Here is a 13,378-nt window from a genome sequence, read left to right as displayed (position 1 = left end):
TTTAGTCTTTTTTTACCTCGCTTACTTTCTTTTTTCGTATCGGCAAAACGGCCACTTCTTTTCTCATTTTAATTGAGTGAGGATAAGGTCTGAGTCTTTTTAATGATTCGATTGCAGACTCGTCTATAAATTGTAATGCTTCGTCGAGTTCCAGCAATACTGGCATACGGTTGTGAAAAGGTTCTATAAATTTATTCGGCGTCGTTGTAATAATTGATACAGAAAGATTGTTGTCTTTGTCTTTATACATTATTCCAGGCACAAAAAAATACTCTTCGTTATAAATATAAATTTTATGCTGAACTTTTTTGCCGTCTACCTCGATCCATTCATAAAAACTTGTCATCGGTACAAGGCATCGATTATTTGTAAACAGGTCATTCCAGAATTTTTTTTCTTTAATTGTTTCGCTCCTCGAATTGACAATATTCGGTTTATCCTTACCGAATTTAATTCCCCATTTAATCAGGCTTATCTGGAGTTTATTACCCTCTTTATAAACACATAGAATTTTATCGTTTGGTCGGATGTTTATTTTCTTAAACGATTCGTCGAGTTCTTTTGCCTCGACGTTATATTTTTTTTCGAGAAGTTTTCTTATCAGAATAGCCGCTTCTATTTTAGTCTCGAAACCATAACACATTTAAGTACCCCCTTTTTTTCTTTTTCGGATGAGGATAATTAAAAATAGTAATTTTTTTAGAAGAAATTTCAATAAGAATTTCTTTCGAAATGTTTAATTTTATTTTTCAAAAAAGAATTTGCTTATGCCGAGAAGAAAATTAAGAAAATTACTCGAAGTTAGAACGTTTGAAAATGTGTTCGATGCTAAATCGGAAAACGTAGAGGAAAAGCTGAGGAGTTACCTGAATAATACCGAAAAAGTAACGCTGGAACTCGGCTGCGGACAGGCGGATTATTCAATTAATCTGGCGCAACTTTATCCCGACAGGTATTTTATCGGAATTGACAGGAAAGCGGCTCGTATCTGGAATGCATCTAAAAATGCCGATGATAAAGGAATTAAAAACGCAGCCTTTTTAATTTCCTACATTGAACGCCTCGACGAAGTATTCAAAACAATGAAAGCCGAAGAAATCTGGATTACATTTCCCGACCCGTATCCCCGTCGCAGCAGTATGAAAAAAAGGCTTACACATCCGCGCTTTCTTGAAGTTTATAAAAAAATTATGACTCCAGGTGCCGTTATCAGTTTAAAGACCGATGACGACACTCTTTACGAATATACGCTTTCTGTTGTTGAAGAGGAAAATCTTAAGTTGATCAAAGCTCTTAAAGACCTCTATTCGGAAGAAAATCTGAGTGAAGAAGAAAAAATCCGCACAAAATATGAAAATCAGCACATCGCAGATGGGAAGAAAATAAAACTCGTCCGTTTTACTCTCGATTAAAAATTGTACCTGATCGAATCATATAATTCCAGATTGTTATGAACGTGTAGAGCTACACCATCGATATTCATACTTTGAAAATATTGTTTTATGGGTCCTAAATCGATGAATACGGTATCACTTAAATACGCCTCGCACATATCGCCATTGTTGTCATGCATTAAATAAAGATTTACATCTGATACGGAAGACCATGGTGGATAATACCAAAGAGTGTAAAATTCATGCTTTCTACACCCGCCACTGTATGATACTTGAAGGATTAATTTATCGTCCAATAATTCCATCTTGTTAATAACGTAAGGATCTTTCTTATATAATTCGAGTTCTTTTATGCTTTCAATTTGAATTGGATTAGGAGAATTAAGTATCTCAAGTTCGACTACATACTCTTCTGGATTAATCGAGTCAGGATAGACCGGATAAGGGGACAACGATTTGAGTCGTATTAAATAATTTCCAATCGAATAAGAATATCCGAACGACCTGAAAGTATTAAGGTCGACAGTCCTTTTTTCTGAACCCAACACAATTCTTAAACGAACGACTGCATTTCCTTCCCAGAAGCACTCTACTCCAATTGGGCATCTTGAATCAGACGGTACCTCAAGAAAAAGGATTTTTAGTTCGTTGTTGATATATGCATAATTTTTGATTCCTAATTTTATTGTAGCTGTGCTTGATTTTTCTACGTTGTAAAGAACTGGAGCTACAATATCAGAGCTTTCTGAACATGAAATTAGAAGAAATAAACATAAATACAATAACCTTTTCATCGCCCCTCATATTTTTGAATGGATTACCTCACTTCAAATTAAATTTATTATTCGTAATTAGCAATAATGATTTTTGTATTAATTTAAGTTAAATTCAATGCGTCCGATAATAATTAGAGAAAATTAAATATTAATATTGAAAAAGTCGGATAACATAGGGAAAATAAAAACGAAGCTGACCAATAAAGAAATTGTCGTTCGTCTTATGACGAAAAGACTCGATGGAATTTTGTATCAGTTCGATTTGACAGAAAATCGTTTTATTTATTTAGAAGGCGAAGCAATGAGAGTCTCCGGATATCCTGCTAAGAATTTTATATCCGGCAAATTAAAATGGAGTGAAATAATTTATAAACAGGATATAAAACTATTCAAGAAAAAAAGAGAACAATTGTTCAAAAAGAAGAATCATACGGCTAATCTAATTTATCGAATATTACACAAAAATGGTTCGATCCGATGGATTAGAGACATTGCAAAATTAACGAAGATAGATAATCACCATGTAGTTAATGGAATTTTGTACGATATTTCAGAGATGATTGAAGAGAAAGAAAGATCAAAGAAGGTCGAGTTTCAATTCAAAAGTGCCGTCGACAATTCACCTAATATTATTTTTACTGTCGATAGGAATTTGAACTTTGTTTATCTCAATGCTGCTGCCGAAAAAGTCTTTGGTAATCTCGAAAAATTAGATTCAAAAAAAGTATCGAATTTTATCAGCTCCCCAATAATTATAAAACGTAAGAAATATGAAAATGATTATGTGAAGAAGTTGGTCGATGAAATATATAAAGGCAAAAAGTTTAAAGATGTTGAAATCAAATACAAAGACAGGAATGGTAAGGAAATTATAACCATTGCCAGAATTTATCCTAAATTAACACACGATGGTAAAATTGAAACATGTGTTTTTGCAAATACGGATATAACCATACGCAAACAGAAAGAAGAAAAATTAAGAGCAATTGAGAAAACGATTGAATATGCGCACGACCCAATTTTCTGGGTTAATTCAAAGGGACAAATAATCTATGCAAACAAGTCTGCCTGTAAAGAACTCGGTTATACAAAAAAAGAATTGCTTTCCAAAACAGTTTTTGATATCGATCCGCATGTTAAAAAAGAAAACTGGGAGCAACACTGGGAAAAGTCAATTGAAAGAAGGAGTTATACGTTTGAAACAGAGCACAAAACCAGAGATGGAACTATTATTCCAGTAGAAATATCGGTTACATCATTTGAATATAATGGTGAAATTATTCATTCCGACATTGTAAGAGATATAAGTGACAGGAAGAAATATGAGAAAGAAATAATTGAAGCCAAAGAGAAAGCCGAAGCAAACGAAACGAAATTTAAAGCAGCATTTTATACCAGTCCCGATGCAGTGAACATTAATAAACTAAATGGCGAGTATGTTGAAATTAACGAAGGGTTTACTCGCTTGACGGGTTATACAGAAAAAGATGTTATTGGTAAACTTTCGTCTGAGATAAATATCTGGGCAATACCAGAGGACAGGGATAAATTGATCGCAGGTCTAATGAAGAATGGAATTGTTGAAAATCTTGAGTCGTTATTCAGAGCAAAAGATGGAACGTTAATCCCGGCTCTTATGTCGGCTAAAATAATTTATCTGAAGAACGAACCGCATATTTTGTCGATAACAAAAGCAATAGTTGAAAGAAAGCAATATGAAAACCAATTATTAATTGCTAAGGAAAAGGCGGAGCACTCTGAAAAGCTTAAATCTGCATTTCTTGCGCAAATATCGCACGAAATACGCTCGCCGTTAAATCGAATACTGGGTTATGTTTCGTTGATAAAAGACTTTATTGTAGAAAATCTTCCCGAAAAAACGAACGAATCAAATGAGTATTTTAACGGCATCGAAATTTCCAGTCAACGGTTGATACGCACGATCGATTTAATTCTTAATATGGCTGAGTTGCAAACAAAATCATACCAACCGTTATTTAAGGAATTTGACCTTTATGAAAGACTTTTATTGCTTTATAACGAGTATCAGAACTTTGCCAGTGTAAAAAATCTCAATTTTGAGCTTAAGAAAAAAACTGATGACACAAAAATTCTTGGTGATGAATATAGTGTTGTTCAGATATTTGCGAATTTGATCGACAATGCAATTAAATATACCGAAAAAGGGAGTGTAAAAATTATCATTGATAGAAATAAAAGGAATCAACTGTTTGTAGATGTGGCGGATACTGGAATTGGAATGTCTGATGAATTCCAGAGGGAGCTTTTCAAACCTTTTATGCAGGAGGAAATTGGATATTCAAGAAAATATGAAGGCAATGGGCTCGGTCTTGCACTCGTTAAAAATTATTGTAACATTAATGGAGCTATAATTACGCTAAAAAGTAAAAAGAATAAAGGCTCAATTTTCCGCGTTGTCTTTAATAGAAGAGATTTTAATATTGATTCAACTTAGTTCTCAATAAGCCACATCGATAAATTGATTTTTTGCTTTTAATAAAGATTGCTTCCCCTCTAAAGTTACCAGTGCAACTACAGTTATTGATTCGTATTCCCAGTCGGGAGGACCGTCGCGTCCAATTTTTTCATATTTATAAGGAAAATTATTCGGATAGATCTCTTCGCTGGTCAGTCCAGCAAACACTTGATTATCCCGGATTAAGTAGTAAGCGACTATATCAACAGGGAAATCGATTAAACTCGAGTCCGTAGTTTGAAGTGTTAATAGAATATTAAAATTAGGAGTGGCTTCTGGAATTGGAGGCATTTTATTGTACCAGATACTGGTTTTCAGTATCAGCTTTTTGTTCTTGAAAATTAGAGTATCGTCTGCAGCCAAAAGAGTGGATAAAGGAATTTCGGGTGGTTGTTTTTTTTCCTCTTCACAAGCCACTGTAAAAAAAGTTGTAATGATCAGACAAAATAGAATTATTCTTTTCATTTTCTTTTTATTATTTCTTCATAAGCGCTTTCAAGATTCATGCGTCGCGCGCCATTCCAGCGTTCTTTAAGGAAAGCAAATCCTGGTATTTCTTCTGCGTTAATAATTTCTTCTTTCGATTTACCTGTTTTAATCTGATTATCTACAAAATCAAGGAGTGTTGTCAGATAATTTTTCATTTGAAGCAAGCTCTCTTTTTTACCGATCACATTTTCGTCATTGTTGGCGTGTCCGAAAATAAAAGTTGTATTGTCGTCGTACAATGCGAGAGTTTTATTAATAAATTCAATCCATTGGTAAAGGTTTGATCCTCCCGGAAAATCAATATAGGGGTAAGTATTGTTAAATACAACGTCGCCCATATGAACAATATTCGAGTTTACAAAACGAACGGCGATGTCGCCAGCGGTATGTGCTGGATTAAAATGAATTGCATGGATTTTTTCTTTTCCCAGGTCGACAGTCCATTCATTTTCGAAAACAATATCCGCATAAGCTTGGGGAGTATCGCTGTTGCCGTAGAATTTTTGTTGCATTTCCCGGCATTTTTCATGTCCCACTATTTTGTCTGTAAATTCTCTCAGAAAATGGTTACCACCAGTGTGGTCTCTATGATGATGCGTGTTGATTAAGAAATTGATACGACGACTTGTTTTGTTTTTAAGTCCTTTATAGAAATTGCGTACCGAATCGTCCATCTGTGCATCGATAACAACAACAGCGTCGTCGTTTACGTACCAGGCGATTGTACCCCCTTTTTCTGTATAGATACCGATATTTTCATTTAGATTTCTAAATCCCGAAATTTGCTGTGCTGCTTTTACGAAAAACTTATTTCCCTCCAATAAAATTCCACCGGTAATAAGAAGCGAGGTTTTTATAAAATTCTTGCGCGTTGTTTTCATATTTGCCCCTTTAATTAGTTTGTAAATAAAAACACAATCTTCTTACCTAAAGTTTACTAAGGTCTTAATTTTATCCAGCAGGAAGGTTGTTTACTATTGTATATATTTGTTTGCTATTTTGATATTTTCATCAATTGTTGTATAGACTAAACGCACAATAATTTCTGATAGTGCTTTATAGTTTGTTGTCGCTTTTTTAAGGTAGATTGCATATTCTAATTTAGTGAAACTTTTCCTATTTCTTATGATTTTTATGTTAGCTTAAATCACAAAATCTTGTGTGCCCTTTTTATTCCTTTCAACTCAGAATTTATATAAATCCTCTACATAATTTGTTTGCCACAATAAAGTCAGATTAAAAGATTATTAATACTCAGTTCAACTCGATTATTTTCATTAGAAGCCAGTTATTTGGATCAATCGTTATATTAGTAGGTTTTTCACGAGATTCAAAAGTAAAAATTGCCTGTCTTTCACTGATATTCACTTTTTTTATCTCAGGCCCCTTTTCAGTTTCAATTCTTATTTCGATAGGTAAATAATAAAGGTTTGCGACTTGTGTAAAAATACATTTGATAATGTATAAACTGTCGCTTGATAAAATTTCCGATTTGAATGTAATTGAAGGCACACCTTTTCTTTCCAGCCAATCCTGTTTCCACCATTGAAGCTTTTGTCCACATCCTGCTTCCAAAACACCGATGAACTCTTCCATGGTAAATGTTCGAAATCGAAATTTCTTAAAAATCAGTTTCATCGCTTCTCTGAATTTCTCGTCGCCTACTCTATAACGGATAAGATGCATAAGCCAGGGATATTTACCATGAACAATCTGTTGCGGGGTATTTCCTGTAAGGTCGTAGTAAAATACATCTTCCTGTGAAGGCATTGACAGATATTTTTCACGGAAATAACGGAAAATTCCTGGTATTGGTTTTTGATATTTTTCATTATAGAGAAATTCTGCATAGTCTCCAAAACCTTCTGTCCATTGAAAACTCCCCGGCCCTTCGCCCCGCATGGTATAGAACCACCACAAAAGTGCAGTTTCGTGTGCATCAAATCCAGTTGTTGTGAATTCTTTTTTCAGATAGCCGGGATTATATCCAACAAATCCCGGAAACGCTCGTCTTGCATAAATGCTATCGAGAGTAATAAAACTGAACTGGTCGAAGGGATAAGCACAATAAGTTTCTGAATAGAATTTTAATATTTCGCTACTCGTACTAAAAATCTGCTCCAAAAATTTTTGACTTTCCGGATAAAGGAGCGTCTGCATCGTTATCCCGTTGATTTTCCTTTTCGACATAATCCATCTTGAATCTGCGAAGACTGAGAAGCATACCGTAGGATTAGTTGTTAAAAATGTATGCTCAATCATTTTACCATTTTTTCTTGTGCTAATCAGTTTTCCTGGAGCAATTGCAAGAAAATTATCAGGAAGTAAAATTGTGGTTTTGACCTTTGCCCAGTGGGTAAAATCAATAGGGTAAAATCTATCTGACCAGAGTAAAAAAAGGCTCGAATCTGTTATTACCTGCCTGTTCTCGCTATCACTTTTCCCGATTATTCCTTTTGTTTCTATTACAAGAGTGACATTTTTAGCGGGCCTTTGCAAGACGACAATAATCCATCCATTTTCTCTTTGTACAGAAACCGGTGATGTATTTGATCTGACCGTTGGCATCTCATAACGATCGTTAAGCCCGAAATAAAAAGTATCCTGAAGTGCCGGATTATTCACACGAATCGTTGTGGAGATGAAAAGGCTTTTGTTTACAAAGTCGGGCTGAATATACAAATCATACTGTTTAATATCGTAAGAATTACTCCGGGCAAAAACTGTCGAGACAAAGCTAATAAAAGTGAAAATGAATAATTTGCGGATCATACTTTACTCCTTAACGAATCCTGGCAAATCAAAATATATTTTGAATCTATTATCCATCATTATTCCGAAAATCGATTCTCATTAAACGTTTACCGTTTGGAAGTGGGTGATTAATTTCTTTGATACAGGCGAAGTTAATGGCCGCAAGCTCCTTTACAAGTTCATTTTTATCAATATCATTGTGAATCTCTGATAAACAATCAAAAGCAGACTGAACTTCGGAACGGCTCACAAAACCGTTCCCATCATTGATTTGGATAGTACAAGAAATAACCTTTACATTTTTCCTGTTTCTTTGAATGAGTTTAGCAAATTTTTTTTCTCCAATGTATTCAACTATCAAATTACAAATCAAAACATCCGATTCAGGCAAAATGACATCATCTTTTGTGAGGTCACAATGAATCAACTCCAGAATCTCATTAAGATTCGGATACCTCTCTCTGCAGGCCTTTAAATAGTCTTTATTGACATCGATACCATAGACTTTTTTTGTTCTTGCACAATCTATATGCTCAAGTCCATTCCCACCTGCTATGCCAAGAATGGTTATAAAAGAGTTATCATAATCTGTTAGCTGTTCCTTCGTAATCTTATTCAGTGTTTGAAGTTGAAACACATTTTTTGATGACATATGAGTCTCATAAATATTTAAGTCTATCTTTTCCCATGGATTATTCATCTTCGAATTCCCAGATTAAACTAAATATTTTTCCAAAAAAATTAATTTATTATCATAGCTTGATTGATTTATTACTTTATTACATCCTTTCTGAAGAACATCTCTCTTTCTTTAATTAAAACTATGATAGCAATAATGAGCAGCAATACTGTTTGAATGACTTTGCTATCGGGGTGAGTGGCAAAAATTTCATTCGTTACATTTGCCGAGCAGTGAAATATTACGGCTACTAAAATATTGCGATTTGTTTTATAATACAGCCAGTTCATTAAAATTACAAATACAAACAGGCTGAATACAAAATTTAACGAATACAATACGCCTTGAGCTACAACATTACTGTGATAGTAGCCACTGATAAAGGAAAGAGGCACATGCCATAAAACCCAGTATAAAGAAAATATAATCGAAGTGTTAAATAAATTGAACCTCCTGCGCAATGTATCAGTGCCATAAGAGTGCCAGGCTAATTCTTCAACAATAGGTGCAAAAAGCAGAATGAACCATGGTGAAAATATTGCAGAGGTAAAACTCGGTGAACCTGAAATGTGAAACTGGTCGAGGCTATGTCCAAACACAAGGGATATGAACTGCGCTGCAACCATTGATAGAAAAATCAATATAAAAGCTGACACAGTATATATCGGACTGAACCCTTTTTGGCTGAACATTCTGTTTTTCAGGTCGTTGTATAGCTCTTTATTCGATAAAAATAAATAAGCTGCTACAAATACCGGAGCCAGTAAACCAAGTATGGACAATCCTGCCTGGGCAAAAAGTAACAGGTTATTTCTTTCTGGCATATGGCTGATATAGGCTGCTGCAAACCATAAAATCCATGGGATTAACAATGATAGGCCGTAAAAGAAAACCGGCCGGTTGTACTTTTCAATAATTTTATTTTCCATTTTTCCTCTTAAAATTTATTGTGAAATTTCTTTTGTTTCCATACTGAGCATCAACATAAAAATTATGCTTTTCAAAGAGAGCAACTAATTCTTCGATACTCATCTTATCGGGATCCCCGGCAAGTTCAGAAATCGAAACTATTCCATCTCTTTTTAACATTCGATAAAACTCCTTGATGTACGCATCCTTATTTTCAACTTCTCCTAATACGGTAATTAAATAAATAACATCAAAGAAATCATCGCTGAAATCAAATGTCTTTCCATTACACAAATAGTATTCTACATTTTTCATCTTTCTTTTTTCGAATCGTTTTTTTGCATAATCCAGCATTTCAGATTGAATGTCGGCAAGATAAAGTTTACCGCTTTTTAGTTTTCTTGCAACAGGAATACTGAAATAACCCGGACCCGGTACTACTTCCAATACTTTATAGTTTTCCTTTACATCAAGCCTTTTAATTAATTTTTCCGGCGATAGAAAAATATTTCTTAAAGGAAAAAGCAGTGTAAAAGCTCATTGGTGAGGAAAAACACCTTTTGTTGCAAAACTCTTTTTCATATTAGTATATCTACGCTCGCTCCTTTTTATTTTTTTTATAATTAAAAACTCATAAGTCAATCCAGTAAATATTTACAAGTTTCCCTTTTGAGTCAGGCATATTTACCTGTTGGTCGTCCGTATATATTTTTGTTTCAGTCAACACTCCACCATTTTTTACAATTGTTTTAATAGATGCAATATTATCCGAAAAACATGCAAGCATTAGTTTTTTAATATGCAAGGATTTTGCATATTCAATTCCCATTCTTAAGATTTCTGTCGCATACCCCTTTCTCCTTTCGCTCGGACAAACTGAATAACCTATATGACCACCATACTTTGCCAGAAAATCATTTTCAAGATTATGCCTGATATCAATCATTCCTATAATTTTTAAGTCACTTTTTCTGACAGCAAAAAATGTGGTTGCCGTTACCCAGCCAGGATTTACAGTACTTTCATGGCGATTATTTGTATTATGTATCAGCCACTCTTCATATTCCATCCGGTCAAACAAAGCACTTCCATTTATAACATATTCCTTGTTTTCAAAAAATTCACTTTTGAATTTTTCTGCTGCTGTTTTATGCTCTAATGCTGGCAGCTGTAATTCTAACTCATCCATATTATGATTTCCCTTTCTCTTCGGGACGTTAGTTTGTACTATTCATATCTGATAACGAACAAATCCTGAGAAAACTCAATAAAAAGATTATTTTTTATAAATTTTCCCATTTTAAATGGCTCTGTTAAATCTTTATTTGCTTACTTTTATAGAAGCTGCTGGTGGTACACCGACAAAAAATTACAAATCTTTGCGAAACTTTTTTTCTATAAATTGAAAAAAGACTATTCATTTATTATTTCTTTTATTGCCATTTCCAGCGTGGCATCTTTATTTTCTATAATATCATTGACTGTAGTCTTTACTTCGATATCAGGCAAGATGCCGATGCCGACAAATTCTCTACCGTCCGGGAAAAAATCTTCCTTTGTACATATTGAGGCAAAAGCTTCTCCGGGCAAATTAATTAATAGTGGACTACCCGAGCTTCCTGCAGTTTTGCGACCAATCAATTTACCCCGCTCCATTGTTAGAAACGCTACACAAAAATCTTCAGCTGCAGAAAATGTACTTTCATCCGCTAATACAATTAGAGGTTTCGTGTATATTGTTTTGTCCGTGTGTGGATATACAAAATTTCCCTCTACATTTAACCATTCAATTTTTTTACCCCATGATCGATTTGCTGAGATATTTTTGGGTGTTCTCCAATTTACCGATTTAAATGGTTTTTGTGTAAAATGTCTTAAAATATAATGAGCTACTTGTGTCGAACCACCAATATTGTTTCGTACATCAATAATTAATCCATCGGTTGTTAAAATTATTTTGTATAGGGAATCGAATTTTGTTTGAAATTGTTCACTCGAAATAAAATTATATGTTTTTAAATAACCAATATTATTGTTCAGTATTTCAAAATCCCACTGTTTTCCACTAAAAAGTTGTTCTTCTAAAATCCAGGGTTCGCGGTTTATGTAGTATGTTTTAATTTTGCCTCTGAAATCTTTTACATCAATTTGTATTGGTTTTGTAACGCTACCATTCAACAAAAAATGACCATATTTTTGCAAATTGAGGTCCTGTATAGTAGATGCAAATACATAAGGTGCCACATTTTTTTCGACGTAGTCAAAAACATTTGTATTGTTGATTGCTACTATTTCCATTCCTTCTTTTAATCCTTTTTGTCGAAGTGAGTCAGATATTACTTTTGTGATGATTACTTTTCCTTCTATCAGGCGGGTCAAAATTTGTTTGGTTGCAGTCCCATAATATTTTTTTCGTAAAGCAACTGGCGGAAAAAGACGGGTGTGAGCATCTTTTAAGAGCGCCATGAATTTTTGTAATTCTAAATAGTAATCCCAGTCACTTTTTGTTTCTAATACTTTTGGTATAAAAGCTTTGTAGGTACTATCCCAGTTCAAATCAGGTACATGATGAAAGAAAGCAAAATTATATGTAACTTCCATCCATATCTTTGACAGTCCATTCAATTTGTCCTCTCTTGAGAGCGTATTTTCAAGTTGAGCAAACACAATCGAAGATAGGACGATGTGCAATAAAATTAATAGTCTAAACTTTTTCACTTTATCCTCCGTTGAGTAAATTTAAAATAATATGAGTCAACGCATAAAAATCCCGTATTTTCTTCAGGAACTACACTCTTGATTTAATGTGACTCCAGATTAATTCTAAGTTTTACCATCTTCCATTGAAAATATTGCAAGTAAGTATATACTTAAACTTTAGATCCCCTACATAAATGCAGAAGATGATTTATTCTTCGGCTTCTAATGCATTTATTTGGTGGTAGATTAGATAAGTATACACATCGAAGGAGATAGCATTGGTTTTTGTGTTTGAAATTACTTATTAAAAGAACGTTTATTTTATACCCAATTATGACTTGCAGTAGAGTAAAAAAGTTACATAAACTAAGATCCGATGAACAGGGGAATAAGTTAAAAATTTTGCTGCTACTTTTATTATGGTTAATTGCTGTGCATAAAAATTGAGTCAGATGGCAGCTGGAATTAATGCAGGAATAAATAGAAACTAATAATTGATTATCTAAAAGGCTGATATAACTGTCGATAATAGATCTACAAATAAAAGGCTCTTTATTCAGAGATACATAAGCACCAAAAAAGCTATATAATTTATTCGTGGAAATTTCTGCCTGGTTACTTTAAAAGTGATAATAATTAGACAGTCGCAAAACATTCTTTCCTTTTACGAAAACAAACTGATGACAAATTTGGTTGTGAGAGAGCAATCAGCTGTTATTAAGTAGGAGAAGAAGTTTATTCAAATCAAAAGGCATCTTTAAAGTGATTAAGCACGGGTTCTTTTCCACTTTCATGTAGAATTGTAATTACATCAATTCTGCAGGGAACATCGAAAATATTTTTTTCATAGAGATAAGCTTCGGCAATTTTACGAATTTGCCTTTGTTTGCTTTTTGTAATTGCCAGTTCCGGGTCACCGTATTTGAATGATTTTCTATATTTAACTTCCACAAAAACAATGGTTTCATTCTCCTTACAGATTATATCGATTTCACCATGTCCGTAGTGATAATTTCTTTCGATAATCTCCATACCGCAATTGATCAGATAATTGCATGCAATCTCTTCGCCCAGATTCCCTATTTTGCGTTTATTGAAGTTGCCACTCATTGTGCTTCTTCATTTTCATTATAAAGATAAATTATTAAATGGAATAATTCATCACTTTATGAATAAGCGA

General features: G+C 33.8%; 13 protein-coding genes. 2 read left to right on the top strand and 11 right to left on the bottom strand.

The genetic code is table 11. From position 1 onward, the window contains the following. Position 1: 1 nt before the first annotated feature. The gene (locus ACSSV9_RS02985) at positions 2-643 is read right to left on the bottom strand and encodes an SOS response-associated peptidase (RefSeq protein WP_437345732.1); all 642 of its coding nucleotides are present in this window, start codon (positions 641-643) and stop codon (positions 2-4) included. A gap of 124 nt (positions 644-767) precedes the next feature. On the opposite strand from ACSSV9_RS02985, the gene trmB reads away from it, so the two are divergent. Beyond that, the gene (gene trmB / locus ACSSV9_RS02980; protein ID WP_437345731.1) at positions 768-1,412 is read left to right on the top strand and encodes a tRNA (guanosine(46)-N7)-methyltransferase TrmB; all 645 of its coding nucleotides are present in this window, start codon (positions 768-770) and stop codon (positions 1,410-1,412) included. On the opposite strand, the gene ACSSV9_RS02975 is transcribed toward trmB, so the two are convergent. Continuing rightward, complete coding sequence (locus ACSSV9_RS02975) at positions 1,409-2,188, bottom strand: hypothetical protein (RefSeq protein ID WP_437345730.1); 780 nt, start codon at positions 2,186-2,188, stop codon at positions 1,409-1,411. The genes trmB and ACSSV9_RS02975 overlap by 4 nt on opposite strands. A gap of 205 nt (positions 2,189-2,393) precedes the next feature. Here ACSSV9_RS02975 and ACSSV9_RS02970 point away from each other — a divergent pair, with 205 nt between their 5' ends. Beyond that, positions 2,394-4,646 carry a PAS domain S-box protein gene (locus ACSSV9_RS02970; RefSeq protein WP_437345729.1) on the top strand — a complete coding sequence of 751 codons (2,253 nt, stop codon included), beginning with the start codon at positions 2,394-2,396 and terminating at the stop codon, positions 4,644-4,646. A 3-nt stretch (positions 4,647-4,649) separates the two neighbouring features. Here ACSSV9_RS02970 and ACSSV9_RS02965 read toward each other — a convergent pair whose 3' ends face one another. From ACSSV9_RS02965 to ACSSV9_RS02925, 9 genes are all read right to left on the bottom strand, one after another. Next, complete coding sequence (locus ACSSV9_RS02965) at positions 4,650-5,132, bottom strand: hypothetical protein (protein ID WP_437345728.1); 483 nt, start codon at positions 5,130-5,132, stop codon at positions 4,650-4,652. Continuing rightward, a complete protein-coding gene (locus ACSSV9_RS02960) occupies positions 5,129-6,037 on the bottom strand; it encodes an MBL fold metallo-hydrolase (protein WP_437345727.1) in 909 nt (302 codons plus the stop codon). The genes ACSSV9_RS02965 and ACSSV9_RS02960 overlap by 4 nt, the downstream gene beginning before the upstream one ends. A 373-nt stretch (positions 6,038-6,410) precedes the next feature. Next, entirely contained in the window at positions 6,411-7,928 is a 1,518-nt protein-coding gene (locus ACSSV9_RS02955; protein ID WP_437345726.1) for a M1 family metallopeptidase, read from the bottom strand. 49 nt (positions 7,929-7,977) lie between these two features. Beyond that, a complete protein-coding gene (locus ACSSV9_RS02950; protein WP_437345725.1) occupies positions 7,978-8,610 on the bottom strand; it encodes a class I SAM-dependent methyltransferase in 633 nt (210 codons plus the stop codon). A 71-nt stretch (positions 8,611-8,681) separates the two neighbouring features. Further along, the gene (locus ACSSV9_RS02945; RefSeq protein ID WP_437345724.1) at positions 8,682-9,518 is read right to left on the bottom strand and encodes a CPBP family intramembrane glutamic endopeptidase; all 837 of its coding nucleotides are present in this window, start codon (positions 9,516-9,518) and stop codon (positions 8,682-8,684) included. Beyond that, entirely contained in the window at positions 9,508-9,981 is a 474-nt protein-coding gene (locus tag ACSSV9_RS02940; protein WP_437345789.1) for a class I SAM-dependent methyltransferase, read from the bottom strand. Before ACSSV9_RS02940 ends, ACSSV9_RS02945 begins: the two co-directional genes overlap by 11 nt. A 148-nt stretch (positions 9,982-10,129) precedes the next feature. Further along, entirely contained in the window at positions 10,130-10,687 is a 558-nt protein-coding gene (locus ACSSV9_RS02935) for a GNAT family N-acetyltransferase (RefSeq protein ID WP_437345723.1), read from the bottom strand. A 224-nt stretch (positions 10,688-10,911) separates the two neighbouring features. Then, the gene (locus tag ACSSV9_RS02930; RefSeq protein ID WP_437345722.1) at positions 10,912-12,216 is read right to left on the bottom strand and encodes a S41 family peptidase; all 1,305 of its coding nucleotides are present in this window, start codon (positions 12,214-12,216) and stop codon (positions 10,912-10,914) included. A 726-nt stretch (positions 12,217-12,942) separates the two neighbouring features. Then, entirely contained in the window at positions 12,943-13,308 is a 366-nt protein-coding gene (locus tag ACSSV9_RS02925) for a YraN family protein (RefSeq protein WP_437345721.1), read from the bottom strand. Positions 13,309-13,378 lie beyond the last annotated feature (70 nt).

Source organism: Melioribacter sulfuriphilus (assembly GCF_051488685.1).
Classification (GTDB): domain Bacteria; phylum Bacteroidota; class Ignavibacteria; order Ignavibacteriales; family Melioribacteraceae; genus Melioribacter.
Note: the sequence above shows the minus strand (reverse complement) of the source record. Positions and strands in the feature narration are given on the sequence as shown.

Bases quoted from the DNA above. Each gene is read 5' to 3' on its own strand.
- ACSSV9_RS02985 (WP_437345732.1), bottom strand. From the start codon at position 643: ATGTGTTATGGTTTCGAGACTAAAATAGAAGCGGCTATTCTGATAAGA.
- trmB (WP_437345731.1), top strand. From the start codon at position 768: ATGCCGAGAAGAAAATTAAGAAAATTACTCGAAGTTAGAACGTTTGAA.
- ACSSV9_RS02975 (WP_437345730.1), bottom strand. From the start codon at position 2,188: ATGAAAAGGTTATTGTATTTATGTTTATTTCTTCTAATTTCATGTTCA.
- ACSSV9_RS02970 (WP_437345729.1), top strand. From the start codon at position 2,394: ATGACGAAAAGACTCGATGGAATTTTGTATCAGTTCGATTTGACAGAA.
- ACSSV9_RS02965 (WP_437345728.1), bottom strand. From the start codon at position 5,132: ATGAAAAGAATAATTCTATTTTGTCTGATCATTACAACTTTTTTTACA.
- ACSSV9_RS02960 (WP_437345727.1), bottom strand. From the start codon at position 6,037: ATGAAAACAACGCGCAAGAATTTTATAAAAACCTCGCTTCTTATTACC.
- ACSSV9_RS02955 (WP_437345726.1), bottom strand. From the start codon at position 7,928: ATGATCCGCAAATTATTCATTTTCACTTTTATTAGCTTTGTCTCGACA.
- ACSSV9_RS02950 (WP_437345725.1), bottom strand. From the start codon at position 8,610: ATGAATAATCCATGGGAAAAGATAGACTTAAATATTTATGAGACTCAT.
- ACSSV9_RS02945 (WP_437345724.1), bottom strand. From the start codon at position 9,518: ATGGAAAATAAAATTATTGAAAAGTACAACCGGCCGGTTTTCTTTTAC.
- ACSSV9_RS02935 (WP_437345723.1), bottom strand. From the start codon at position 10,687: ATGGATGAGTTAGAATTACAGCTGCCAGCATTAGAGCATAAAACAGCA.
- ACSSV9_RS02925 (WP_437345721.1), bottom strand. From the start codon at position 13,308: ATGAGTGGCAACTTCAATAAACGCAAAATAGGGAATCTGGGCGAAGAG.